This window comes from Maridesulfovibrio sp. FT414, assembly GCF_050916235.1.
Lineage (GTDB): Bacteria > Desulfobacterota > Desulfovibrionia > Desulfovibrionales > Desulfovibrionaceae > Maridesulfovibrio.
The window spans coordinates 2,391,340-2,417,283 of record NZ_CP104854.1 but is presented as its reverse complement, the minus strand read 5'-3'; the positions used below and the strand labels follow the sequence as shown (position 1 = coordinate 2,417,283).

24 protein-coding genes are annotated in these 25,944 nt (G+C 50.5%); 16 read left to right on the top strand and 8 right to left on the bottom strand.

The features are described from left to right. Positions 1-108 precede the first annotated feature (108 nt). From N7E73_RS10710 to N7E73_RS10700, 3 genes are all read left to right on the top strand, one after another. On the top strand, positions 109-1,713 hold the full coding sequence (locus N7E73_RS10710) for a DEAD/DEAH box helicase (protein ID WP_432734682.1): 1,605 nt from the start codon (positions 109-111) through the stop codon (positions 1,711-1,713). 202 nt (positions 1,714-1,915) lie between these two features. After that, positions 1,916-3,106 (top strand): pyridoxal phosphate-dependent aminotransferase, encoded by a 1,191-nt coding sequence (locus tag N7E73_RS10705; RefSeq protein WP_432734681.1) that lies wholly within the window; start codon positions 1,916-1,918, stop codon positions 3,104-3,106. 68 nt (positions 3,107-3,174) lie between these two features. Continuing rightward, a complete protein-coding gene (locus tag N7E73_RS10700) occupies positions 3,175-4,599 on the top strand; it encodes a transferase (RefSeq protein WP_432734680.1) in 1,425 nt (474 codons plus the stop codon). Between the two features lie 291 nt (positions 4,600-4,890). Here the strand turns inward: N7E73_RS10700 and N7E73_RS10695 are convergent, their stop codons facing one another. After that, the gene (locus N7E73_RS10695; protein ID WP_432734679.1) at positions 4,891-5,607 is read right to left on the bottom strand and encodes a M48 family metallopeptidase; all 717 of its coding nucleotides are present in this window, start codon (positions 5,605-5,607) and stop codon (positions 4,891-4,893) included. Between the two features lie 199 nt (positions 5,608-5,806). On the opposite strand from N7E73_RS10695, the gene N7E73_RS10690 reads away from it, so the two are divergent. Beyond that, complete coding sequence (locus N7E73_RS10690) at positions 5,807-6,964, top strand: MFS transporter (protein WP_432734678.1); 1,158 nt, start codon at positions 5,807-5,809, stop codon at positions 6,962-6,964. Between the two features lie 181 nt (positions 6,965-7,145). On the opposite strand, the gene tnpA is transcribed toward N7E73_RS10690, so the two are convergent. After that, entirely contained in the window at positions 7,146-7,577 is a 432-nt protein-coding gene (tnpA, locus tag N7E73_RS10685; RefSeq protein ID WP_432734677.1) for an IS200/IS605 family transposase, read from the bottom strand. 413 nt (positions 7,578-7,990) lie between these two features. Between tnpA and N7E73_RS10680 the strand changes: the two genes are divergently transcribed. The 5 genes from N7E73_RS10680 (at position 7,991) to N7E73_RS10660 (ending at position 11,053) form a co-directional block, all read left to right on the top strand. Beyond that, the gene (locus N7E73_RS10680; RefSeq protein ID WP_432734676.1) at positions 7,991-8,341 is read left to right on the top strand and encodes an STAS domain-containing protein; all 351 of its coding nucleotides are present in this window, start codon (positions 7,991-7,993) and stop codon (positions 8,339-8,341) included. Beyond that, positions 8,338-9,120, top strand: coding sequence for a DsbA family protein (locus N7E73_RS10675; RefSeq protein WP_432734675.1), 783 nt, complete (start codon positions 8,338-8,340; stop codon positions 9,118-9,120). The genes N7E73_RS10680 and N7E73_RS10675 overlap by 4 nt, the downstream gene beginning before the upstream one ends. Before the next feature lie 156 nt (positions 9,121-9,276). Beyond that, positions 9,277-9,828 (top strand): chemotaxis protein CheD, encoded by a 552-nt coding sequence (locus N7E73_RS10670; RefSeq protein ID WP_432734674.1) that lies wholly within the window; start codon positions 9,277-9,279, stop codon positions 9,826-9,828. Between the two features lie 107 nt (positions 9,829-9,935). Continuing rightward, positions 9,936-10,685: an acetolactate decarboxylase gene (gene budA / locus N7E73_RS10665; protein WP_432734673.1), complete on the top strand. Its 750-nt coding sequence runs from the start codon at positions 9,936-9,938 to the stop codon at positions 10,683-10,685. A gap of 56 nt (positions 10,686-10,741) precedes the next feature. After that, positions 10,742-11,053: an Hpt domain-containing protein gene (locus N7E73_RS10660; protein ID WP_432734672.1), complete on the top strand. Its 312-nt coding sequence runs from the start codon at positions 10,742-10,744 to the stop codon at positions 11,051-11,053. 43 nt (positions 11,054-11,096) lie between these two features. Here the strand turns inward: N7E73_RS10660 and uvrA are convergent, their stop codons facing one another. Further along, on the bottom strand, positions 11,097-13,844 hold the full coding sequence (gene uvrA, locus N7E73_RS10655; protein ID WP_432734671.1) for an excinuclease ABC subunit UvrA: 2,748 nt from the start codon (positions 13,842-13,844) through the stop codon (positions 11,097-11,099). A gap of 235 nt (positions 13,845-14,079) precedes the next feature. Continuing rightward, entirely contained in the window at positions 14,080-14,919 is an 840-nt protein-coding gene (locus tag N7E73_RS10650) for an HD-GYP domain-containing protein (RefSeq protein ID WP_432734670.1), read from the bottom strand. A gap of 231 nt (positions 14,920-15,150) precedes the next feature. Between N7E73_RS10650 and N7E73_RS10645 the strand changes: the two genes are divergently transcribed. The 3 genes from N7E73_RS10645 (at position 15,151) to N7E73_RS10635 (ending at position 17,609) form a co-directional block, all read left to right on the top strand. Beyond that, positions 15,151-16,341, top strand: a complete 1,191-nt coding sequence (locus tag N7E73_RS10645; RefSeq protein ID WP_432734669.1) for an iron-containing alcohol dehydrogenase — start codon at positions 15,151-15,153, stop codon at positions 16,339-16,341. Between the two features lie 99 nt (positions 16,342-16,440). Beyond that, complete coding sequence (locus N7E73_RS10640) at positions 16,441-17,142, top strand: TIR domain-containing protein (protein WP_432734668.1); 702 nt, start codon at positions 16,441-16,443, stop codon at positions 17,140-17,142. Next, positions 17,139-17,609: a hypothetical protein gene (locus N7E73_RS10635; protein WP_432734667.1), complete on the top strand. Its 471-nt coding sequence runs from the start codon at positions 17,139-17,141 to the stop codon at positions 17,607-17,609. The genes N7E73_RS10640 and N7E73_RS10635 overlap by 4 nt, the downstream gene beginning before the upstream one ends. Before the next feature lie 77 nt (positions 17,610-17,686). Here the strand turns inward: N7E73_RS10635 and folD are convergent, their stop codons facing one another. The 3 genes from folD to N7E73_RS10620 form a co-directional block, all read right to left on the bottom strand. Then, positions 17,687-18,547, bottom strand: a complete 861-nt coding sequence (gene folD / locus N7E73_RS10630) for a bifunctional methylenetetrahydrofolate dehydrogenase/methenyltetrahydrofolate cyclohydrolase FolD (protein WP_432734666.1) — start codon at positions 18,545-18,547, stop codon at positions 17,687-17,689. Positions 18,548-19,084: 537 nt separating this feature from the next. Then, positions 19,085-20,377 carry a phosphopyruvate hydratase gene (gene eno, locus N7E73_RS10625; protein WP_432734665.1) on the bottom strand — a complete coding sequence of 431 codons (1,293 nt, stop codon included), beginning with the start codon at positions 20,375-20,377 and terminating at the stop codon, positions 19,085-19,087. A gap of 86 nt (positions 20,378-20,463) precedes the next feature. Continuing rightward, positions 20,464-21,249, bottom strand: a complete 786-nt coding sequence (locus tag N7E73_RS10620; protein ID WP_432734664.1) for a type III pantothenate kinase — start codon at positions 21,247-21,249, stop codon at positions 20,464-20,466. A 315-nt stretch (positions 21,250-21,564) separates the two neighbouring features. Between N7E73_RS10620 and N7E73_RS10615 the strand changes: the two genes are divergently transcribed. The 4 genes from N7E73_RS10615 (at position 21,565) to N7E73_RS10600 (ending at position 25,220) form a co-directional block, all read left to right on the top strand. Next, complete coding sequence (locus N7E73_RS10615; RefSeq protein ID WP_432734663.1) at positions 21,565-22,191, top strand: MerR family transcriptional regulator; 627 nt, start codon at positions 21,565-21,567, stop codon at positions 22,189-22,191. Between the two features lie 102 nt (positions 22,192-22,293). Beyond that, on the top strand, positions 22,294-24,192 hold the full coding sequence (gene htpG, locus N7E73_RS10610) for a molecular chaperone HtpG (protein ID WP_432734662.1): 1,899 nt from the start codon (positions 22,294-22,296) through the stop codon (positions 24,190-24,192). 196 nt (positions 24,193-24,388) lie between these two features. Next, a complete protein-coding gene (locus N7E73_RS10605; protein WP_432734661.1) occupies positions 24,389-24,742 on the top strand; it encodes an Hpt domain-containing protein in 354 nt (117 codons plus the stop codon). Between the two features lie 112 nt (positions 24,743-24,854). Continuing rightward, positions 24,855-25,220 carry a response regulator gene (locus tag N7E73_RS10600; RefSeq protein ID WP_432734660.1) on the top strand — a complete coding sequence of 122 codons (366 nt, stop codon included), beginning with the start codon at positions 24,855-24,857 and terminating at the stop codon, positions 25,218-25,220. 11 nt (positions 25,221-25,231) lie between these two features. On the opposite strand, the gene N7E73_RS10595 is transcribed toward N7E73_RS10600, so the two are convergent. Further along, the gene (locus N7E73_RS10595) at positions 25,232-25,858 is read right to left on the bottom strand and encodes a LysE family translocator (protein WP_432734659.1); all 627 of its coding nucleotides are present in this window, start codon (positions 25,856-25,858) and stop codon (positions 25,232-25,234) included. Between the last annotated feature and the right edge of the window lie 86 nt (positions 25,859-25,944).

The window sequence follows — 25,944 nt, the reverse complement described above, 5'->3', positions numbered from 1 at the left end:
GGCGTGACATATAAGTACATTTTTCCTCTTTCAAAATACCCTTTGCAAGAGTGGGATGTTATAGCGTAAGCTGGTGGGCTGAATTACAAGTTCTAACAGGAAAAACATATGACCAAAGAAGATCAATCCACGGATACAACGTTAAACAGCGTTCATGACGAACCGGACAGTGTTGTTGAGCCAGAAGACGCTCTGCCGGAAATCGCCAAAGAAGACCTCCCTGAATCAATACTGAACGCACTGGACAATGCCGGATGGGACAGACTTACCCCGGTTCAGGCAAAATCACTTCCCTATCAGCTCAGAAACTGGGACCTCATGGTCCAGGCCAAAACCGGAAGCGGCAAGACCGGCGCCTTTGTCCTGCCCCTGCTGGAAAAACTCGACCCCAACCTTAATTATACTCAAGCCCTGATCCTTGTCCCCACCAGAGAACTGGCCAAGCAGGTGGAAAGGGAAGCCCAGAAAATTTTCGAAGGATCAGGACTGCGCGTCCTGTCGGTTTACGGAGGAGTGGGGTACGGGCACCAGCGTGAAATGCTCGAAAAGGGAGCTCACATGGTTGTGGGAACACCGGGCAGAATTCTCGACCATCTCCTGCGCCGCACCTTCGACCTCGAAGATCTTGGGACACTCATTTTCGACGAAGCCGACCGCATGCTCTCCATCGGTTTTTACCCGGACATGCGCGAAGTCAGAAGATACCTGCCCCGCCGCCCCATCTCCACCTACATGTTCTCCGCCACTTTTCCCGAACACGTTCTACGCCTGGCAAGCGAATTCATGTACAAGCCTGAAATGCTCAGCCTGAGCAGCAAACAGGTCCATGTTACCGAAATAGACCATGTATGTTACGAAGTTCCCTCCATGGGCCGGGAACGCCAGCTCATGCGCATTCTGGAGCTGGAAAACCCGACCTCGGCAATCATCTTCTGTAACACCAAAGCCAACGTGGAATTTGTCAGCGCCGTTCTGAGCAACTTCGGCTTCAACGCCGCCCAACTGACCTCAGACCTGTCCCAGTCCAGAAGGGAAAGCGTGCTTGCACAGCTGCGCGCGGGCGAAATCCGCTTCCTTGTGGCTACCGACATTGCCGCCCGCGGAATCGACGTACCCGATCTTTCCCACGTAATCATGTATGAACCTCCTGAAGACAAGGAGTCGTACATCCACAGAGCAGGCCGCACCGGACGGGCCGGAGCATCCGGAATCGCCATCTCACTCGTGGACGTGATCCAGAAAATCGAGCTGCAACGTATCGCCAACGCCTTCCACATCAATTTCGAAGTACGTTCCCTGCCGGATGACAAGCAGGTAATGGAAACAATCAACGAACGGCTTACAACCATTTTGGAAAGCAGATTTCGTTCCAGAACCATTCTGGAAAGGGAACGTATTGCCCGCTATAAAAACCTTGTCCGGCAGTTGGCTGAAGATGACGAACAGTGCACGCTGGTCGGTATGCTTCTGGACGAGCTGTACCAGAACTCACTGCACGCCCGCCCGGAGCAGCCCCCGGCCCCCCAGCCAAGGCCGAATCCGAAGCCCAGACGTCCCAAACAGCGTCCTGTGCAGAATCAGGAGAACCGCAGCAGTCAACAGGAAAGGGGGCAGGTCGAGTACAGACCTTCGGAAGAAGGCTCTGCTGATGGCGGGCAGAAGAAATACTCCGGCAGACGCCGCAGGCCCAGCAGAACCCGCAGACGCTCTTAACGCCAGCGGTCCTGCGGGGCTGAGTTTGATGCGCTTTGCGCTTTTGGCAATCTGATTTCGCCTCCGGCGGCCAAAGGGTCCGCGACCCTTTGGAATCCCTATTAGCTTTGAGATGTTCTCCGCAGACACGCCATGACAAAAGCCAGCGTCTGCAAGGCAACAGATCTCTATCTCTACAATAAACGAAATATTGGAGTACGATATGAAACTTCTCTCAAATCAGGTTGAAGGATACCTTGAACGCTCCTCCTGGATTCGCAAAATGTTCGAAACCGGGATGGTGCTAAAAAAGCAGTTCGGTGAAGATGCGGTCTGCGATTTTTCGCTCGGCAACCCCGATGTTCCGGCTCCGGCCGCAGTCGGCAAAGGGCTCAAGGAACTTTCCGAAAGCGCGGATAAACCCTTTGCTTTCGGCTACATGCCCAACTTCGGCTATCCCTCCCTGCGTGAAAAACTGGCCGAAACAGTATCCGCAGAACAGGGTGTCAAAGTTGCCGGCAGCGACCTGATCGTAACCTGCGGTGCCGCAGGTGCCATCAATGCCCTCTACCGCGCCATCCTCGAGCCCGGCGACCAGATTCTCTGCCCGGCCCCCTATTTCGTTGAATACGGCTTCTATGCCCAGAACTCCGGCGGCGAGCTGGTTACTGTGCCTTCCAAACCGCTTACCTTTGAGCTGGACCTCAACGCCATTGAGAAAGCCATCACTGCAAAGACCCGAGTGGTACTGATTAACTCCCCCAACAACCCCACCGGAGTGATCTATACCCGCGCAGAACTGGAAGGTCTTGCCGCCGTGCTGAAAAAGGCAAACGAAGGCCGTGAACGCCCCATATTCCTGGTGGCAGACGAGCCTTACAGATTTCTCGCATTTGACGATGCGGAAGTTCCGTCCATCCTGCCGCTCTACCCCTACAGCGTGGTGGTAAGTTCCTTCTCCAAGAACCTGTCTCTCGCTGGTGAGCGCGTGGGCTATGCCCTGCTCAACCCGGAAATGGAAGGCAAGGAAAAGCTTATGGCCGGGCTGGTGCTGACCAACCGCATCCTCGGCTTCGTAAATGCTCCGGCAGTAGGACAGAAACTGCTTGAAAAGGCCCTCGGCTCTCAGGTGGACAAGAACATCTACCTTGAAAGAAGAAATGCCATGGCTTCTGTTCTTGACGGTGCAGGATATTCCTACACCATGCCGCGCGGTGCGTTCTACTTCTTCCCGGAGGCTCCCGGCGGAGACGATGTTAAATTCTGTGCTGCGCTGCAGGAAGAAAAAATTCTGGCAGTACCCGGCACGGGCTTCGGCTTCCCCGGATACTTCCGCCTCGCCTTCTGCGTTGGCGTAGAAGTAATAGAGCGATCACGAGAAGGTTTCAAACGGGCCATTGAGCCGTTCAACTAGCTTAACTGAAAAGCCCCTGAGCAAACTTGCGTCAGGGGCTTTTTCATGCATACAAGGAACAAGCCGACATGGAACGACTGAAAAAGCTGATCAATCACATAATCTCCAGGATCAATGCAAACCTTATTCCCATGGGGCTCGATATAGAACAGGCCATTGAAAGTACTATCAATTCGGCGGACCTGACCAGATATTATGCCTACTATGCTCTTTCCATCGACCACCCCATCTACTTCCGCTTCCAGGAAAGCAACCTTGGCGGATCATACTTCCTCGGAAAGTGCGATGTGGACCGCTCCATAATCCATCTCAGCGATATACGCGGGGATGAACTTAAAGCCAAAGGAACCGTGGTCAAGGTAGGAGGAGTTGAAACCGAACTGTACCGGGACGAGGTCATTCAGATCATTAACAGTTTCATGATCAAGACCCTGGTCCACAACCATTCCAGAAACCCGGAAATACCAGAATATTTCCGAATCCTAAACACCGTGGCCATGCACTACTCGAACATCCACGGAACCACCATCGAGGGAGCATACCTCGGCCCCTTTTCCACGGCAGACCTTTCGGTGCTGCACAACTGCATCCTCGGAAACTTCAGCTATGTTCAGGCAGGCTATCTCACCAGAACAAGCATTGATCCCGGACGCGTATGGATAATGGCCGATGGCAAATATGTATTCGACTACCGCTACCCGCTGGATGTTCTTGAAGAATACATCTCATGGGATTCAAACGGAGAACTGGCCGGCCACTTCGTGGAATTTCTGCGCGGCCGCAGAATCGACTTCCTGCCAGTATACGACTCCCTTGCTTCAAAGGCCACCATCCCTGTTCCTGAATCAGCATTTCTCAGCCGGTATGCCGTAATCAAAGGTGACTGCGTGTTGCGACCCAACACACTGGTCGCCCAGCGGGCCTATATTGAAAACTCACTGCTCGGAAAGGGGTCGAACGCTCAGGAAAACAGCTACATCGTGGATAGTACTCTTGCCGATCTGGTGGTTGTGGCCCATGGCGGCAAAATGGTATTTTCCGAAATTGAGGAAAAGGTTTTCATCGGTTTCAACTCATTCCTGTACGGAGCGCAGGAGAACCGGATTAAAGTAGGCGCCGGGTCCATCGTCATGCCCCATACGATCATACATCCTGACGAGCCAATCTCAATCCCTGACGAAACTCTGGTATGGGGATACGTCCGCACCCAGAAAGACCTTGCAACTCAATCCATGCCCTTGAGCCAATTTGCCACTCAAAGAAATCTGACCATCGGAAACATGAGCTTCAACGGCGACGGGGCTGCATTTGTGAAGGATTTCCAAAACCGCATCGAACACATCCTGGTGGCGAACGGGGCCCGCTACAACGGAGAGCAGGACTCGCGCGGACATGCCCAGAAGACAAAAAGCGTATCATACAACCTTTTCCAGCCCTATCTTGGGGGAGAAAAGGAAGGCATGTTCCCCACCATCATAGTAAACGACAATTAAGCTCCAACAGCACGAACAACAAAAATGCCCGCCTCGAATTCGAGGCGGGCATTTTTGTTGTTTTCATCCCACAAGTCAGCCCGGGACATATTACGGACTGCATACAGCACCTTTTCCTCTTGAACAATCAAAGAGAATCTACTAAAAACCCCTTTCCCGCCCCGCCCGATTATACGGAATATGTTTTCATTCTAATGGAAACGACAATATATGTTCACAAAAAGCACAATAAATACAGACTGTTTATCTGGTTGGCAACACCCTGTGTAAAAACAGATGTCATTTGTGTTGCTACAGGTGATTCGTCCATTCAGGAATCATCCGCCCGGCCTCGGCAAGTTCCTTTTCCAATTCGTCCACCCCAGGTTCGACCATCCTGACCAGATTCCAATACTTGGCAGAATGATTCAAGTGCACTGTATGGCAGAGCTCATGGATCAAAATGTAGCGCACCAGCCTGAAGGGCAGGAACATCAGCTTCATGTTCAGATTGATATTACCTTTAGCCGAGCAACTGCCCCAGCGCTTACGCTGGGACCGGATAGCCACTCTTCCGAAGGGCAGATTCAAAGCAGAAGAAATCTTCTGCAACTCCGGGACAAGAAATTTTCTCGCCTCACCGCGTACAAACTTTTTGAAAAGCTCCAACTCATCCAGTTCCGTCCAATCGGTTCCGCTCAATTGCAGCTTCCCGGCATTCCTACGCAATGTAAGACCGGGTTTCCGGTTTTTCACCCTCCGAACCTCAAAGGATTCCCCTGTTGCCTCAAATAAAATTTCATCCGGCATGACCAGCTTCTGCGGAACCAGGGACAAGCCCTTTGCAGCCAGCCTGCGCACCCCTTCTTCAATCCATTTACGTTTCCTTTCCAAAAAAACAGGAACTTCACGCGCATCCACTCCACGCGGCAATACAACTTCAATCCCCCGACCGGGGATAAGCTTGATGATAACGTTTCTGGCCCGTCCATTCACACGGACACAATAAGTCGGGGGAAAACTATCCACTTACAATGCTCCCTATTTCCATTTACCCGGCAATGGGAACTAAATATGGCTGTATAAAGCCTTCAACTCCCAATTGCCGCCCCACCATACATGCGGTCCTACGTTTTTTTACTTGTCTTATACAGGCTGCAGGATTAGTTTTTCTGTCCTTACTTTGCATCACATCTCATTACAACACCACCCTTCCAAGGATTTTATCATGCCCACAAAAAATATAACTTCCCGCAAGATGTACATTTTCCTGCTTATTCTTACCATTGCCACGGCAATAGGTTTTCAGGGATGGCGCACCCTGCTCAACAACTTTGCCGTTGATGTCGCGGGACTGAATGGAGGAGAATTCGGGGCAGTTGGTTCCATCAGGGAAATACCGGGATTCCTGTCCCTGTTGGTAATCTATGTCCTTATTTTCATTAAGGAGCACCGGCTTGCCGCCATTTCCGTAGCCCTGATGGGATTCGGCATATCCCTGACCGGATTTATGCCCTCATTTGCAGGCATTGCCTTCACTACACTGATCATGTCCTTCGGGTTCCACTACTACGAAACCCTGAACCAGTCCCTGACCCTGCAATATTTCGGATACTCCGAAGCGCCTCTGGTCATGGGCAGACTGCGCAGTCTCGGAGCGGCCACCAACATAGTCGTAGGCATCGTGATTCTGTCCATTTCAGGATTATTCAGCTACCAGCAGCTTTTCATGGGAGCAGGACTCGTCGCTGTCATGGCCGGGTTCTACTGCTTTTTCCAGGATCCGTCTTCAACAGATATTCCGGTTCAGCACAAAAAAATGATTATCCGCTCAAAGTACTGGCTGTTCTACGCCCTCAGCTTCATGGCTGGGGCCCGCCGCCAGATCTTTGTTGCTTTCGCGGTCTTCCTGCTGGTCAAAAAATTCGATTATTCTTTGCAGGCGGTTGCGGGCCTTTTCGTCCTCAACAACGTCATCAACTACTTCATAAACCCGATCATTGCAAAATCGGTAAACAAATTCGGCGAGAGAAAAGTACTTTCACTGGAATATGCCAGCCTGCTGGTAATTTTTGTGGCCTACGCATACACGGACAGCCCCATTGTAGGCGGGCTGCTGTACATACTTGATAACATCTTCTTCAATTTCACCATTGCCATCAAGACCTTCTTCCAGAAGATTGCCGACCCGAAAGACATTGCTCCGAGCATGGCGGTAAGTTTCACCATAAACCATATCGCCGCCGTCTTCGTGCCTGTGCTGGGCGGCCTTGCCTGGATGCAGGACTACCGGATTGTCTTTCTGGGGGCCGCGGCACTTTCAGCAGTTTCCCTGATACTCAGCCAGTTCATTGATCATGAACTTAAACTCAAAAGCAGGGCCTAACGGGTCGTATAATAAAAATGACGATCTGCTAAACCGACTAAGTAAAACTCTCCAAAACACAAAAGGCTGTCCTTGGGACAGCCTTTTGTGTTTGCGCGCCTTATGCAAGAAAAGTCATAATACCCCCGGCAAAGCCGGGGGCTTGTTTTTGTGAGCCACTCGAAGTGGCTTTAAGAACCGCCTAAAGGCGGAATTTCAATTGTTCAATCCGTTGGTCTTCTTTTTCCTGATTCCGAATGTACTCCCGAATCACTTTTTCATCACGACCCACGGTAGAAACAAAGTATCCTCTGGCCCAAAAGCTTTGCCCAGCGTAACCGCGTGCTCGGCCTTCGATTTCACGAGCAATATGAATTGCGCTCTTACCTTTTATAAAACCAACAACTTGGGCTACCGAATATTTGGGAGGGATAGCAATATACATATGCACATGATCGTTGCATAAGTGGCCTTCCAGAATCATACATTCGCGCTGTCGCGCAAGTTTATGAAAAACCTCGCCCAAGTAGTTTTTCAGTTTGCCAAACAACACCTTGCGTCGACATTTCGGTATCCACACAACATGATACTTGCAGTCCCATTTTGTATGGCATAGGCTTGAATTGCACTTCATAGAGCCTCTCCTCTGCTCACTTTGAGCAGCTCACAAGGAGAGGCTTTATATTACTCCCGCATAAGTCAAACTTTACTGGTCCCCCAGCATAGCTGGGGGGTTTCTCAGTGGACTAACTACGTGCAAATCTCCTGAGCAGGAAGCCTACCACGCCGAGTCCGCCGCCAAGGAGCAGCACAGCTCCGGGAATGGGGGTGGGGGTTGAGCCATCCACAAGACTGCTGAAGACGGAAAAGCAACATACATAAACAAACGTCCAGAACAACTATCGCAGTAAAAAATGTCTGGCTATGCCAAACATAAACTATGACCACATACAACACGAAATCGGGGTCCCTTTACAAATGTTTCTAAATAGGGGATTTTAAAATATTAGCTGATTATCCCACACAACCGCTCCCCAAGGAAACCGGATGGAAATCAATACCAAGAAATTCAACGACATTCTGATCATTGGAGTAAAAGGTCGGCTTGACGCCATTACTGCAGCGGACTTCGAAAAAGCGGTCTGTGACCTTATAGCCAACGGGGAGACGAAACTCGTCTTTGACCTTGGAGAGCTGGAATACATTTCCAGTGCAGGATTGCGCGCCATACTCTTTGCCGCCAAGAAGCTGAAATGCATAGACGGGCAGGTCGCCTTTGCATGCATCAGCGGAATGATAAGTGAAGTATTCGAGATTTCCGGGTTCGGAACCATGTTTGAAATATACAGTTCAGCTCTCGGCGCTGCCGAAGCCCTTTCCCTGAAGGACCTGCCATGATCCGTTACGCCCTTTCTGTCATTCTGATCACTCTCCTGTGCTGCACAGGAGTCAGTGCTGCCGAAAAAGTGCTGGATCGGGCAACCATGAAAGAATCGATCAGGGAAATCCTGAAAGACAACCCGGACATGATTTTTGACGCATTTCAAGGTCATGAGGACAGGCTTTACGATCTTATACAAATCGGCCTTGAAAAAAAGAACAAAGACAGGATCAGAGCCGAAAGGCTTGTCCAATTACAGAATCCCAAAATAGCCGCCCCGCACCCGGAACGCCCGATCTGGGGAAATCCTGACGGCGATATTTCCATCATCGTTTTTTCGGACTTTCAGAGCGCAACCTGCAGCAAGGCCGACAAGATAATCAGCGAACTGCTGGATAAACACCCGGAAATCAGTTACCGCTTCAGGCACAACCCGCTGAATATCCACAAGCAATCCCTCCCTGCAGCATATTATTACGAAGCGATGGCATTGCAGGACAAGCGCAAGGCCATGCGCTTCAACCACCTGATTTTAGAAAACAGGCTGAAAATCAAAAAAGGCGGGACAGCAGAACTCGACCTTCTGGCAGCAAGTTGCGGTGCAGACATGGAGCGCCTTCACAGAGAAATCTCGTCAGGTGCGGTAAAATCTATTGTTGATGCAGACATAAAGGAAGCCAAAAAAATCGGTTTTACGGCCTCTCCTGTATTTCTTGTTAACGGGGTCACTGTGACTGGAGCGGCCCCCGTCGAAGAATTCGAAGAGGTCATCCGGATGATCAACGACAGGCGATAGCCCGCATCACCTTTCCCGCCCGGAGATATGATTCTATAATTCCGTGCACCGCGTTATTTGCGTACTACGAAGGCAAGTGATAAAAAACTGGAAATCAAACCATACATAATATATTATTTTTAAATGAACTTGTTTTCAAACCAAAGGAAAGCCTTTATGCCGCTCAATGACTCCGAAATCCCACGTGTTTTCCTGCACACGGGAGATGCCTACATCGGAGTAAAACCCACCATCGTGTCTACCGTGCTGGGGTCTTGCGTTGCAATATCAATGTACTCGCGCAGAACACAGCAGGGTGTCATCTGCCATGCATTTCTGCCGTACCGCTCTGAAATAAAGAAAGAATCATATTCCTCAATCCAGATATGCAGATATGTGGACACAGCAGTCGACCATTTGCTAAAGTGCATGTTGCGTCTAGGGGTCAGTAAAAAAGAGATTGAGGTAAAACTTTTCGGGGGAGCAACAGGACTCACCACTTCTCAGGTGAGGCCTCCGTCCGCGCTTGGCATCGGGAACCGTAATGTGACCGCGGCTCTGAAATGTCTGGAAGACAACGGTCTTTATCCCTCCAAAATGGATGTGGGAGGCAATGTCGGGCGAAAGCTGCTTTTCGCCACCCACAGCGGGGACATCTGGATGAAGAGGCTTGAAAAACAGATGTTCAGGCCAGATAAGAACGACATAAGCGTTCCCAGAAAAAGCTGACCGAAAAGTTAATTTACCGTCTCATTTCCCAAACTTGAATATTCCAGGCCGGTCTATAAATGAACCACACTATCAAACGGCTGCAGGTGTCACTTCTTGCAGGCCTAATGCTGCTGATTTCCTGTGCCCACTGTCTGGCAGAAGGCACTATCTACCAGTACTCGACCATCGACTCTCTGCTGCTCGGCAACTATGATGGAGAACTGTCCATTTCCCAGTTGCTTGAGCATGGGGACACCGGATTGGGGACCTTCAATTCCCTCGACGGAGAAATGATTATCATCGACGGTGCTGTTTACAGAATAGATGCCAAAGGCAAGGCGGAGGCAGTTCCGGCCGCAACCCACACTCCATTCGCAGCCACGGCCTTTTTCAAAACAGATTCAATTCTGAAAGTGGACAAGACAGCATCATTGGAGGAGCTGAACCGCAAGGTCAGCCAGATACTGGGGTCGGAGAATATTTTTTACATTATCCGCATTGACGGCCAGTTCGAATCCATGCGGACCAGAAGTGTACCGGCCCAGAAAAAACCATATCCGCCGCTGGTGGAGGTGGTTAAACACCAGGGCCTGTTCAAGTTCAACAAAATCAAAGGGACTCTTATAGGCATAAAAAGCCCCGGATACATCAAGGGCATAGGGGTTGCCGGATTCCACTGGCACTTCATAACCGAAGACCGCAAGGCCGGGGGACATGTACTTGACTGTTCCTTTGAAAACCTTCCTGCAAAAATAAGCTCCTACAGCAGCTTATTCCTGCAGCTACCTGAAACTGCTGACTTTCTTAATTCAGACCTTAGTAAAGACAAAGAAAAAGAACTTAAAAAAGTGGAAAAGAATCCCGGGAACAGCTAATAATTAGACATTACACAATGCCCACGCGTTAAATGCTGACATTTCCGGAGGGAAAAATGAGCGAAAGAATAGTTGTACAGGTGGATGAAGATCTCCAGGAAATCATGCCCCGTTATCTTGAAATCAGACAAAGAGAACTGCTGGAACTGGAACAGGCTGTGTCGGAACAGAATTTTGATCAGATCAGGATGCTCGGCCATAAACTGAAAGGGACCGGATCAGCCTATGGATTCGACGAACTTTCCCGGTTGGGAATGCTGATTGAAGACAAGGCTGTGGAAAAGGACATGAGCGATGTTCCCATGTTCACCTCAAAGGTCCGGCACTACCTGGATAACCTTGAAATCGTCTATGTTGAAACGGAATAAATAAAACGCGGTCTGCACCCTGGCAAACCGCGTTTTTTCTTTGCTAGATAATAAATCGTCCGGTAACCGAATCGGGATTGGCAATAATCTCCTCGGGTGTTCCTTTGGCAACAATCTGCCCGCCGGACTCCCCGCCTCCGGGGCCGAGGTCGAAAACATAATCCGAAGCCCGGATCACATCCGTATTGTGTTCAATAACTATCACCGTCGCTCCCTTGTCCACCAACTGCTGCAGCACCTTGATCAGCTTTCCGACCTCATGCATGTGCAGACCGGTTGTCGGTTCATCCAGAATATACAATGCACCGGGAAGGCTGCGTTTGCCCAGCTCGCGGGAGATCTTGATACGCTGGGCCTCACCGCCTGAAAGGGTGGTTGCCGGCTGTCCGAGCTGGAGGTATTCCAGACCGACCTGTTCCAGCACTTCCAGCCTGCGCTTCAGGGTAGGATGGTTCTCAAAGAAAGCCTTGGACTGACGCACGGTCATATCAAGGACCTCGGCTATGTTACGGCCCTTGTAGTCCACTTCAAGTGTCTGGCTGTTGTAACGTTTGCCCTTGCAGACGTCACAGGTAACGTAAACGTCCGGCAGAAAGTGCATTTCCACCCGGATCTGACCGTCACCCTTGCAGGCCTCGCAACGCCCGCCACGTACGTTGAAACTGAACCGTCCCGGCTTGTAGCCGCGTTTTTTGGCTTCCTTGGACGCACTGAAGATGTTGCGTATCTCGTCAAAGATCTTGGTATAGGTGGCCGGGTTTGAACGCGGAGTCCTGCCGATGGGAGACTGGTCGATTGAAATGACCTTCTCTATCTTTTCAATCCCCTCAATACCGTCAATGCGCCCCGGCTGATCAACCTTTACCCCTCGCGCCAAAGCGAGATGTTTGTACATGGAATCAACCACCAGCGAACTCTTGCCGGACCCGGATACCCCGGTAAAACAGCAGAGCACTCCCAGCGGGATGTCCACATCCAGATTCTTGAGGTTGTTTGTCTTAACCCCTTTGAGCCTGATCCAATCCGTGGGCACTCTCCTCTCTTCCGGCTTGTCAAGAGCCAGCTCCCCGCGCAGATACTTTGCGGTCAGTGACTCAGACTTGGACAGCAGGTCGTCGACACTGCCCTGAAATACAATCTCGCCACCCAACATGCCTGAACCGGGTCCCAGCTCAATGATGTGGTCGGCATGGCGGATGGTGGACTCATCGTGCTCCACCACCAGAACCGTGTTACCGCGGGACTGGAGAGAGCGCAGGGTCTGCAGCAGCCGTTCGTTGTCACGGGGATGTAGTCCGATGGAAGGCTCATCCAGCACGTAGGTGACCCCGACCAGCCCGGAGCCGAGCTGTCCTGCCAGCCTGATACGCTGGGCCTCACCACCGGAAAGTGTCGCCATGTTCCGGCCGAGGTTCAGATAATCAAGCCCTACGTTGACCATGAACCCGATTCGGTGGGTGAGTTCCTTGAGCAGCGGTTCGGCAATCAGGCTGTCATGGCCCTTGAATTCAAGTTCTTCCAGCCATTCAAGAGCCTTCTTGATGGACATGGAACAGAATTCGAAAATTGAAACACCATCAACCTTTACCGACAGGGATTCCGGGCGCAAGCGTGCTCCGTCACACGCCGGACAGGGGCGCGACTGCCGGAAACGGGAAAGCTCATCGCGCCAGATGCTGCCGAGGTTATGTCCCACTTCAAGCAGGTCGACCACACCGGCCCAGCCCAGTTCCTTATCTCCGTAGAACAGGACTTTGTGGGCCTGTTCGGAAAATTCGCTCAGCGGGGTATCCACCTTGAAGCCGTGCTTCTTTCCCAGCTTCCGGAAATCTTCTTCGTAACGCTCAAACATGCGGGGAGATTTCCACGGAATAACCGCCCCGGACTTGAGGGAAAGCCCTTTATTGGGGGCCAGCAGTTCCGGTTCATAGTACTCCACACTGCCTATCCCGGAGCACATGGTACATGCACCCTGCGGGCTGTTGAATGAAAACAGCTGCGGAGAAAGCTTGGGCATGCTGATTTTGCACGACGGGCAGGTGGACATGGTGGAAAGATAAATATCCTCCCCGCCGATGACCGAGACCACAATGGACTCGTCGCCGTAGCGCAGTGCCAGCTCAAGGGAATCGCCAAGGCGTTTCTTCATGTCCCCTTTTATAACCAGACGGTCGACAACAAGGTCCACGTTGTGTTTCTTGTTCTTTTCAAGCTCCGGAACATCATCAATTCCGTAGATTTCACCGTCCACACGAACGCGCACGAATCCTTCCTTCTTGAGCTTCTTGAACAGGTCCTTGTGCGTACCCTTCTGGTGGTCCACCAAAGGGGAGAGCAGCATGAACTTGGTGCCGTCTCCAAGGGCCATGATGCGCTCCAGAATCTCGTCGGAAGTCTGGGCTTCAATGGGTATGCCGCACTCAGGACAATGAAATTTTCCAAGCCGGGCAAAGAACACGCGCAGGAAGTCATAGATCTCCGTAACCGTACCGACGGTGGACCGTGGGTTACGCGAAGTGGACTGCTGCTCCAGCGAAATAGCTGGGGAAAGACCCTCAATCTTGTCCACCTGCGGCTTGTCGAGCTGCGGCAGGAACTGCCGGGCATAGGCGGAAAGCGACTCCACATACCTGCGCTGCCCTTCGGCGTAAACAATATCGAAAGACAGCGTGGACTTGCCGGACCCGGAAGGTCCACAGACCACCACCAGTTGATCACGGGGAATATCAAGGTTCAGGTCCTTGAGATTGTGCTGCCTTGCTCCCTCAATGTGAATTGATTTCTGACTCATTATAAAACGGCCTCCGAAGGCCCTGTTGGGATTGTCGTTGATGCGCGTTGCGCTTTGAATATTGGGGATGCTCCGGCGGCCCTCCGGATTCTTAAACCCTTTTTTCAAAAAGGGTTTAAGAATCCCAAAAACTTTCAGTAAGGCTTCGCCGGGGTGATCGGTTAATATGAAACGTAAAAATTGAAACGAGGTTTTATGATAAACATCCTGCAATCAATAGCAAGCTTACTAAGAACTATTCTTGATTATTTTCTTCTTTACAATTTGGCTTCGGGCAGGAAGGACTTGCGCAGGTTGTAAAATTGTCCTCGACATTTTCAAGACCGTTTTCCTGAATCTCTGCGATGAAGACCTCTACAAATTCCGGGTCCAGGGAAGGTCCGGCTAAATTTTTCAGTATGCCGAAAGCCTTATCAAGGTTCATGGCTTCCTGATAGGTTCGAGTGGTGGTCACGGCATCAAACACATCGGAGATGCTCAGCACGCGTGCACCGGATTTTATCTCGTCGCCTTTCAGCCCGTTGGGGTAGCCAGTTCCGTCCAGTCGCTCATGATGCGAACGCACGAACTCAAGGGCAGGTCCAAGAAATTCAAGCCCGCGCAACATGCAGAATCCCCACTCCGGGTGCTGCCGTATCTCGGACAGCATATCCGCATCGACCTTGGTGTCGATGTTCTGGATAAGTCGGTCACTGAATCCGATCTTCCCCATATCGTGCAGCGTTCCGGCAACGTGTACGGTCCATACATCATCCGCTTCCCAGCCGAGCCGCCGGGCAAGACGCTCACAATATCTCCCGACCCGCTCTCCATGCCCGCGGGTGTAGGGGTCGCGAAGGCTCAGACCGCGCGCCACGGCCTTAATCGTCGCCACAATATTGCTTCGCAGATTTTCATTGGCCTGTTCAAGAGCAAATTCACGAGCTTCAATGCGCACCATCATCAAACCTACGGATTCCGCAAGTTCCTGCACATATGGATCATAATCGTCTGTAGTAAGACACATGATGTCATTGGAATAGTTTCCACCGGAAATTTCCTGGATGCAGGTCAGCAGTTCGGTGAGCCCTTTCATGAATGGTCCTTGGTAGAGAGGTTAGACAAAATCATTTCAAAGCTGCTGGACCATAATTCGGCACGCTAAAAATGTAAAAACCAATTTCCACCCGCGACTGCATGTTGTAAGCTCTTACCCTGATATCGAAATCAGCCAAAGCTCTGATATACGGACTGCCGGATTAAGGTAGCTCATACAGAACAACCGCTATTAAAACGCCGTCAGGCCGCAAAAATAAAGGAGAACACCATGACCCCATCTTTCAATTTCTTTATACCCACCAACATAGTTTTCGGTCCGGGACGCATCAGGGAACTGGCAACCATGCAACTTCCCGGTAAAAAGGCCCTCATAGTCACTACTGCCGGTACGTCGGTGATCAAGTTCGGATACCTCGACATGGTGCAGGACGCACTCAAGGGACACGGCATCGAATCCGTGGTCTTCAACAAGATTCTCCCCAACCCCATTGCCGATCATGTCATGGAAGGTGCGCAGGTTGCCCGCGACAACAAATGCGATTTCATAATCGGGCTGGGCGGCGGAAGTCCCATCGACTCCGCAAAATCCATTGCCATCATGGTCAACAACCCCGGCCACTACTGGGATTATATCCACGGCGGAACAGGAAAGGGCCAACCCGTAACCAGACCGGTGCTGCCGCTCATCGCCATCCCCACCACCGCCGGAACCGGAACCGAAGCCGACCCGTGGACGGTCATCACCAACATGGAAACAAAGGAAAAGATCGGATTCGGACTTATACCCGAAACCTTCCCGGTCATCTCCATCGTCGACCCCGAGCTCATGACCAGTGTTCCGCCGAAACTGACCGCCTATCAGGGCATGGACGCCTTTTTCCACGCAGCTGAAGGCTACCTAGCCACCTGCAACCAGCCCGCCAGCGACCATTTCGCACTGGGCTCGATCCAGCTGATCAACGAATACCTGCCGCGTGCCGTAAAGGACGGCAGCGACATGGAAGCCCGCACCGCGCTTGCATGGGCCAGCACCCAGTCCGGTCTGGTGGAATCCACCTCCAGCTGCATCTCGCAGCATTCCATGGAGCACGCGCTTTCGGCCTTCGATCCGTCCGTAACCCACGGCGCAGGGCTGATCATGCTCTCCATCCCCTACTTCAGCTTCATGGCTGAAAAAGTGCCCGGAAGATTCCCGGCCATGGCCAAAGCAATGGGTGTAGACGTAGACGCACTGCCCGAAAACGAACGTCCCGCCGCTTTCATAAGCGCGCTCAAAGGGCTGATCCAAAACATCGGCTGCGACGACCTGAACATCAACGACTTCAAGCTCGACAAATCCCAGTGTGAAGCCCTGGCAGAAAACGCCATGACCGCCATGGGATTCCTGTTCCAGCTCGATCCGTACAAAATGAGCAAGGAAGAGGTAGTGGGGATATTTGAGAAGGTTTTTGAGGGGTAGCGACTGGGTGATTGGATTGAAATGGCGAAATTGTTCTTATGGAATAATTCCCATACAATAAAAATTAATATTCTCTTAGAATAATTTCAATGTTCTTGGATGGATAACAAAACTCCCCCTTTCTCGGGCTTCCGAGGGAGGGGGTTGCTTTTTATCGGTCACAAAATTATACATACATCAATAGCAACACAGTTAGAAAAGGAATATTTAATGTGTGCAGGACCTAGTTTTGGTTTATTGGGCCCCACGCTCAGTAACACTAAAAGACATAATGTTTTTGTCAGCTACCACCACAGGAATGACCAGCAATACCGAGACTACTTTGAGAATCTATTTGCTAGACATCATGATATTATGATCTCTAAATCAGTACAAATTGGTGACATTGATCCAAACCTGAAAACAGACACAATACGCCAAATCATAAGAGATAGGCACTTGCGAACATCATCGGTGACAGTTGTACTGATAGGATCGGAAACTTGGAAAAGAAAACATATTGACTGGGAGATTGCTGCAAGTATCAGAGAAACACAATACAATTCTCGCTCAGGACTTCTTGGAATACTTTTACCGACATACCCGAGAAACAATCCTAATAAGTATTACCATAAAACAATCCCACCTCGTCTTTACGATAATATTAATTGCGGTTTTGCTACCATTCACAACTGGACCGAAGACCCGAACACCATATCGTCTTGGATTCATGAGGCATTTAAAAGAAGAACCCAAATAAGACCCGACAACTCTTTTCCGAGCTTTGTTAATAATCGTTCAGGGGACGGATGGCAGAAATGAAGTGGATTGATTGGCTCAACAAATGGAAATTTAATTGCTTAAAAATAAAAGCACCATTTTTAGAAATGGAATGGGCTCCACAAGAAGCAGATAAAAAGGCGGCATGGGAACTGTACATCGAACTACTCACCCGTGTAGCGACACAGCAATTACCCCAAGACCATGGAAATGAAGAAGCAACTCTTAAAAGTATTTACTCGTTATTTGATATAACCAGAGACGTAATCAAACGAAATGGGAAGGAATGTAAAGAATTTACTAAAATCGCTGTCGTAGTTCTGAACCAGGTAATTCGCCCATTTACGTCTAAATGGCACAAAAAAATGATCACACAAGAAATAAAAGTAAATAATAGCCATAAGCAATTTTACGAAGAGCTAATTGAACTTCAACTGTCACTAAAAACATATACTAGAATGCTGGCCGAAATGGCAGAAGTTGAAGATCTAACCGACTTAGAAACGTGAATTACCACCCAAAAAAACTCCCTGCCTCGCACGAGACAGGGAGTTTTTATTTCCAAATATATAAAAGCCCGAAAAGACTAAGCCCCGACATGCTCCTTAAAAGCCTGTACGGTATTGATAAGCAGTTGGGCAATGGTCATGGGGCCCACGCCGCCGGGAACCGGGGTCATGGCGCTGGCTACGTCTTCAAGGGCTGCGTAATCGCAGTCGCCTACAAGACCTTCATCGGTGCGGTTGATGCCTACGTCCACAACTACCGCGCCGTCTTTGACCATCTCTTTCTTGATGAACTTGGGAATGCCGATAGCAGCAAACACGAAATCCGCGCCATTGACTTCCTCGGCGAGGTTGGCGGTGCGGGAATGGCAGACGGTAACGGTGGCGTTGGCGAAATTGCCGTACTGCATGAGCATCATGGCCAGCGGCTTGCCTACGATGTTGGAACGGCCAACCACAACGGCCTTCTTGCCGGAAGTGGGCAGGTTGTAACGCTCCAGCAGGGTCATGATACCTGCGGGAGTGCAGGAACGGAAACCGGGCAGGCCGAGCATGAGCTTGCCTACGTTCATGGGATGGAAACCGTCGACGTCCTTGCCGGGATCAATGAGCTCCAGACAACGCTGGCTGTCCAGTCCCTTGGGCAGGGGCAGCTGCAGCAGGATGCCGTCGATGCTGTCGTCCTTGTTGAGTTTCTGAATAAGGTCTTCAAGTTCCTGCTGAGAAACTCCCGCATCAATCCTGTGGGCAGTGGAAACAATACCGGCCTTCTCGCAGGCTATTTCCTTGTTGCGCACATAAACCTGAGAAGCGGGATCTTCTCCGACAAGAATGACGGCCAAACCGGGTGCTCTGCCGTGCTTTTCCTTCAGTCCGTCTATCTCCACCTTCAGCTCTTCACGAATGGCCAGAGCTGTTTCTTTACCATTAAGAACCTGCATAAGATCTCTCCACTTTTGAAGCCTCCGGCGGCCCAGCGGGGGCCAAAAGCTCTATGCGCTATGCGCTTTTTTTATAAATTTATGCCTCCGGCGGCTTAAACCCTTTTGCAAAAGGGTTTAAGAATCCCAAAACCTTTTATCAAGGCTTCGCCATGTCATACGCCAAATCAACATTGAGCAAAAAACAATGTTAACAATCTAATTTAATTTAATAATAAAAAAAAAAAAAAAAAATGAAACACAGTATATTCCAATGCAATATACCGGTTAATAGCTTCAAACATTGCTGAAGCCTCTAATACGTGCCTCTTTGAATAAAAACAAGGCGGCAGTTTCGGACCAAAAAAGCCGAAACTGCCGCCTTTGAAATCTGCTGTGTCCCCGTCAGTCCATCTGGATGGCAATAATGAAATGTTACAATCACTTGCCCGTAACCCGGAGCGTAAGCCCGTTAAAAGGTTCTGAAGGGGATGGGGTCCGGGGAAGGGGAAACTCTTGCAAGAGTTTCCCCTTCCCCGGCCGCCGGAGGCAAATATATTACTCTTCGCCGAAGAAGGCTTCCTTGAGGGCGGGACCGTAGTAGATTCCATCATCCTCGAGGTCTTCCTCGATGCGCAGGAGCTGGTTGTACTTGGCAAGACGGTCACTGCGGCACAGGGAACCGGTCTTGATCTGTCCGGCATTGAGGCCTACTGCGAGGTCAGCGATGAAGTGGTCGCTGGTTTCACCGGAACGGTGGGATACAACGCAGGTGTAACCGGCGGTCTTGGCGAGTTCCATGGTGTCGAGGGTCTCGGTAACGGTTCCGATCTGGTTCAGCTTGATAAGGATGGAGTTGCAGACACCGCGCTCGATACCTTCGGCGAGGATTTCGGGATTGGTAACGAATACGTCGTCACCTACGAGCTGGATCTTGTCGCCGAGTTTTTCGGTCATAAGTGCCCATCCGTCCCAGTCACCTTCAGCAAGACCGTCTTCAATGGAGATAAGCGGGAAACGCTCAACGAAATCGGCGTAGAAGTCGATCATTTCCTCAGCAGTGAATTCCTTGCCTTCACCGGCCAGAACGTACTTGCCGTCCTTGTAGAATTCGGAAGCGGCTGCGTCGATAGCCATGGCGATGTCTTCGCCGGGACGGTAACCTGCTTTTTCAATGGCTTTCATGATGTATTCGAAAGCTTCTGCATGGGAACCGAGGTTAGGAGCGAATCCACCCTCATCTCCGACTGCGGTGTTGTGGCCGTCAGCAGCCAGCAGACCTTTCAGTGCGTGGAAAGTTTCAGCACCCATGCGCAGTGCTTCGGAGAAAGACTCTGCACCGATGGGCATGATCATGAATTCCTGGATATCCAGGTTGTTGGGTGCGTGCTCGCCACCGTTGATGATATTCATCAGGGGCACGGGCAGCAGTTTACCGTTGATACCGCCGAGGTACTGATAAAGGGGAATACCCAGCAGGTTTGCTGCAGCTCTTGCTACAGCCATGGAAACACCGAGCATTGCGTTTGCGCCCAGACGTTCCTTGTTTTCAGTACCGTCAAGTTCGATGAGCAGGTTGTCGATGGAAACCTGACGCAGAGCATCCTGGCCTACGAGGGCTTCAGCAATTTCCTCGCGAACATTGGCAACTGCAACCTGAACACCCTTGCCGTTGTAACGGTCTTTATCGCCGTCGCGCAGTTCGAGGGCTTCACGGGTACCGGTGGATGCACCGGAGGGCACAGCAGCACGTCCGGTTGCGCCGGACTCAAGAACAACTTCAACTTCAACGGTGGGGTTACCTCTGGAATCAAGAATCTCTCTGGCCCAGACAGCTACGATAGTGCTCATGACTTTTCTCCTTGAAAATTAATCAACACTTTTTTCGGTTACTTGAAACTACCGGGCTCACCCCCGGCAAAAAACCTACACTTAAACTATTTACTCATACCGAACCAGCCCATGCGCAACCCGTCCAGAAGAAGGGTGGGTTCCACACGGTCAATGGCGCGGCATACTTCGGCAATTTTAGAGGCAAATCCTCCGGTCGCGATGAGCTCAACATCTCCACCGAGAGTGACACTCAACCGCTCCTTGAGTCCTTCAACCATGGCGGCAAACCCGAAAATCAGCCCCTGGTTCAGGCTGTCGGCAGTGCTTTTACCCGGTCTTATCACCTCGGACTCAATCTCAAGAGAAATATGCGGCAGCTTGGCAGTACTCGAAGCAAGCGCCTTGGTGGATGACAGCACACCCGGGCAAATCAGCCCGCCCAGATAATCTTCTCCCACCACACAGTCGAATGTTGTAGCGGTTCCGAAATCGACCACAATCAGCTTTTCGCTGTCACTGATCATTCGCCCGGCGAAAGCGGTCACCAGCCGGTCGGCACCGACTTCCCATGGCCGCTCGTACCTGTTGTTCAGGGCTAAAGGAATGGTTTCGGGAACGAAACGCAGCTCACAGGGGAAAAAACGTTCCACGGCATGCTTGAGGATCGGATTCATGGGCGGAACGACCGAGGACACGGCCCCACCGATCACATCCTCATGGGAATATCCGGCAACCCGACAGATTTCGAGCAGTTTGAGTCCCCATGAATCGGCAGTACCGCCCGGATCAGTGGGCAGTGTAAATGACGGACCGATTTCATCACGGGTAGAAAAACCGATCTTGGTATTGGTGTTGCCTACGTCAAAAAGAAGAATGGTCTCTGAACTCAAAACAAATCTCCATGAAGCTGCAGCCGGTTTTGTTCCACGAATCTCTTTACCACATTCTGAAAAAACAAAAAACAGAATTGCTGTATCAATCCGGTTCCAAAATCGTTTAATCTACAAACCTGACTGACCGCCTACTCCATTATTAGAGAGGAATCAATGGGGTAAAATGATCTTTTTCGAACACAAAATGTTCGCTTTCCAACATTTTGTGTAAGAATTTGATACTTTATTGACACAATACGAAATTAAAATTAAATAATAATAATCCAGAATTTTTTTGATCACATCACCACAAGACGCAACACGGAGCAAACAGTGCCGGATAAGAAACTCCTGTCCATCGCAGAAATATCACGCCTGCTGGAAGTCCCCGAGTCTACCCTTCACTACTGGAAAAACCGTTTCGCCCAGTACCTGCCCAGCACAGGTCGTAACAGGCAGAAAAGATTCCGCCACGAAGCAGTTGATGTATTCCGGCTGATTTCAGAAATGCTCAAACAGGGACACACGGCAGAAGATGTAATGGCCGAACTTTCGCGCCTGTACCCGGTAAACGTGTCCATCGAGCAGAATGGTCATGACGTTGCACCGGGCGGACACCCTTTTCCACCGGCCCAGACTCAACCGTTTAACATCGAGCCGGCCGTCCAGATGGCCGCAGCCATGGGCGCTGAAATAGCAAAATCCATTAATGAAGGATTCAAGGGACTCATGGCCTGCATACCCGCATCCAATGCCCTGCCCGAAGACGTGAAGAACTGCATGGACGAGGCAGTCAGAAGCCTTGGAGAACAAAAAGACACCCTTGAGACCCTGAAATCGGAAAACGGTCAACTCAAGGAAAAGCTCTCCATAATGGAAGCGGAACTGATCCGTCTGCGCAAAGATCGCCGTGAAATGGAAAAGTACCTTCTTGACAAGCTCAAAGCCGTAACTAAATAAGTCTGGCCTTCATTGCAAGGCATTCCAACTACAAAATTTCATTTACCTTCCGAGCCCTTACCGCAGGGCCGGAAGGAATCTCATGTTATCGGAGGAAATCATATGACTGCACAGACAGAAAAATTCGAATTCAAAGCTGAAGTGAACCAGCTTCTGGACATACTTGTCCACTCTCTCTACACCAACCGCGAAATCTTTCTGCGCGAACTGGTATCCAACGCATCAGACGCCCTTGATAAAATGCGTTTCGCCATCAATAGCGATCCGGAGCTGAACGACGAGGTCGAGCCTGAAATCTTCATCGCTTACGACGAGGAAAAGAAAACAATCACTGTCACGGATACCGGTATCGGCATGACCAAAGAAGAAGTCATGGCCAATATCGGAACCATCGCTCATTCCGGTTCCGCTGAATTCGTGAAGCAGGCCGCAGCATCCAAGGAAAACCTCGACACCCTCATCGGTCGTTTCGGTGTAGGATTCTACTCCATCTTCATGGTTTCCGACCATGTTGTAGTACGCACCAAATCCTACAAGAAGGACGAACCAGCAATCCAGTGGGTATCCGACGGCAAAAATGCTTATGAACTGACCGAGATTGAAGCTGAAATGGATCATGGAACATCCGTTGAGATTCACCTCAATGAAGACATGATCAGCCGCTTCGGTTCCGACGACAAACTCAAGGATATCGTCAAGAGGCACTCCAACTTCGTGTCCTTCCCCATCATGATCGGCGGCGAGCGCGTCAACACCGTACCCGCCCTCTGGCGCGAACCCAAGTTCCAGATCAAACAGGAGCAGTACGAAGAATTCTACAAGTTCCTCACCTGGGATGTGCAGCCTCCCATTGAGACCCTGCACATTTCCGTTGATGCCCCGGTGCAGTTCAATGCCCTGCTCTTTGTCCCGGAAAAGGACCTCGACATTTTCGGCATGGACCGCGACAACTGGGGACTTGATCTTTACGTGCGCCGCGTACTCATCGAAAAGCAGAACAAAAACCTGCTGCCCGAATACCTGAGCTTCATGAAGGGTGTAGTGGACACCGAAGACCTGCCGCTCAACATTTCACGCGAAACCCTGCAGGACAACCTGCTCATCGGCAAAATCAGCACCACCCTGACCAAGCAGGTCCTGGGACAGCTGGAAAAAATCGCCAAGGATGATCCTGAAAAATACGCCAAGTTCTGGAAAGCTCATGCCAGGATCTTCAAAGCCGGACACATGGACTTCCTCAACCGCGAGAAGTTCTCCGGGCTACTGCGCTTCGATTCCTCCAAAGCTGAAGAGAAAGCACTTGTCTCCTTCGAAGACTACACTTCTCGCGCCAAGGAAGAACAGAAGGAAATCTACTACGCCTTCGTGGCCAGCCGTGAAGCCGCAAACCTCAACCCGCACCTTGAGATCTTCCGCCGCAAAGATATTGAAGTTCTCTACCTTTACGATCCCATTGATGAGTTCGTAATGGAAAGCATCCGCGAAGTTGGCGACTTCACTCTTGTTGCAGCTGAATACGCCGACCTTGAGAAGCTCGACAAGTTCGAGTCCTCCAAAAAGGAAGATTCTCCTGCTCCCCTCTCCGAAGAACAGGAAAAGGACATGGCAGCCCTTGCATCCAAAATGAAGGAAATACTGGGCGAACAGGTTGCTGAAGTGAAGATCTCCGAAAGATTGTCCGACTCCCCCTGCCGTCTGGTTAATCCCGACGGGCACATGACCTCCACCATGGAAAAGCTCATGAAGGCCATGAACAAGGACAACACCATCCCCACCAAGACCATGGAGATCAACGCCGACCATCCCCTGCTCCGCTCAATGCTGGAGATTTTCAAGGTCAATGCCGACGACGAGTTTATCGCTCTCTCCTCAAGACAGCTGCTTGAATCAGCTCTTCTTCTTGAAGGATACCTGAATGATCCGCACGCCCTTGTAGGACGCATCCAGAGCCTGCTGACAAAGGCCGGAGGCTGGTACGCAGAACTGGAGAAAAAAGGTTAACAATTACCTTATCCCAGAAAATTCAGCCCCGGAAACGAAAGTTTCCGGGGCTTTTTTTAATGCTTTTCAGCAAACCCTTATTGAACCAAAAACGTCAATAGGGTAATATGGAAATTAGTCTGGACAAGCACACGTATATGGTTAAAAATAAAAACGCCATACAATACAGACAGTTCTGACCCTTCTGGAGTAGTATATGCTTACAAATGACGAATCAGGCCGTTTTGACCTCAAGAGAGCTCTGGCAAGGTTTGCAGGCGACACAGAGCTTCTGGGGGAAGCTATTGCCATATTCAAAGAGGAAGCACCCAAGCACCTTGACAGAATAAAGGAACTGCTTTCAGGTGGAAGTCTGCAGGACATTATCGGCCATGCCCACACTTTAAAGGGCGAATGCGGAGCAGTCGGTGCAGTTACGGCACACTTCATGAGTGAATCCCTTGAAAAGGCCGCCAAAAACAATGATTTTTCAGCTTCCAAAGAACTGTTCGGGCAGGTTGAAGAGGAGGTCAGAACGGCAATCGATCAACTTCCTGATTCAACTGTCTGATAAAGAGGGCAAAAAACAGAATTTATAAGCCGATTAATACCATCACATCTTCCAATTGAAGACTTAATGGATTAATTGCGTAAAAAACTACTTAAACGGTGCGTAATACTAAATGAAGACCATCCTCATAGTCGATGACGACCCAAAAATGCTTGACCTGCTCAAGCACTACCTGCGCAAGGAGCAGTTCAATATCCTTTCAGCCCAGGACGGCGAGGAAGGCATGCAGCTTCTTAAGTCCAATCCGGTCGACCTTTTTATCATCGACATATTCATGCCCAATATGGATGGCATACAGACCATACTGGAAGTCAAACAGAAGAATCCTTCAAGCAAGATTCTGGTAATCTCAGGCGGGGGCGAATATACCGGGCTTGAATACCTGAAACAGGCCAAAGCTCTCGGTGCCGGCGAAGCATTGGTCAAACCGTTCACCCAGATAGACTTCCTCACCACCATCCAGAACATGCTGGGCTAGACAGCCTCCGATCACCTTCTGGAGCAGGCCAGACTCAGCCCCAGTCCTACAAAAGCGGTACCAAGAATCTTGTTCACATGGCGGCAGACAGCCGAACCTTTGAGAAATTCACGGACCCTTTCGCCACCGCTGGCATAGATCATCATACAGAGAAAAGCGATCAGGCAGAGCACTCCCAGCATAACCGCAAAATGCTGAACTGAAGCCTGTCCGGCATTGATGAACTGCGGAAACAGTGCGCTGAAGAAGACTATCGCCTTCGGATTACCGGCCGCCACCCAGAAGCCCTGCAGGAAAAGCCTGCCTGAAGAAACATTTTCGCCACCGGATTCAGCTGATGCATCCATGCTGAAATCACCCGACATAATCGCCCCGATTCCAAGCCAGATCAGATAAGCTGCCCCGGCATACTTGACCACGGTAAAAGCTGTCTCTGATGCCACAAGCAGAGCTCCCAGCCCGGCAATGGAGACGAGCGCCTGAAGGAAAGAGGCTGCACAGTTTCCCAGAGCAGTTGCCGTAGCCCTTTTCGCTCCATACCTGATTCCGTGGGTCAGGGCGAGGATCATGCTCGGCCCCGGTATTATGGACGCCAGAAAAACAGTCAGAGCATAGACGCCCCAAAATTCAATATTCATTATTACTCCCGAATCAAAAAGAATGGCCGTGCTCGAATAAACTCGACCACGGCCTCAATTACATCAAACTATATGCAAAATAAAGC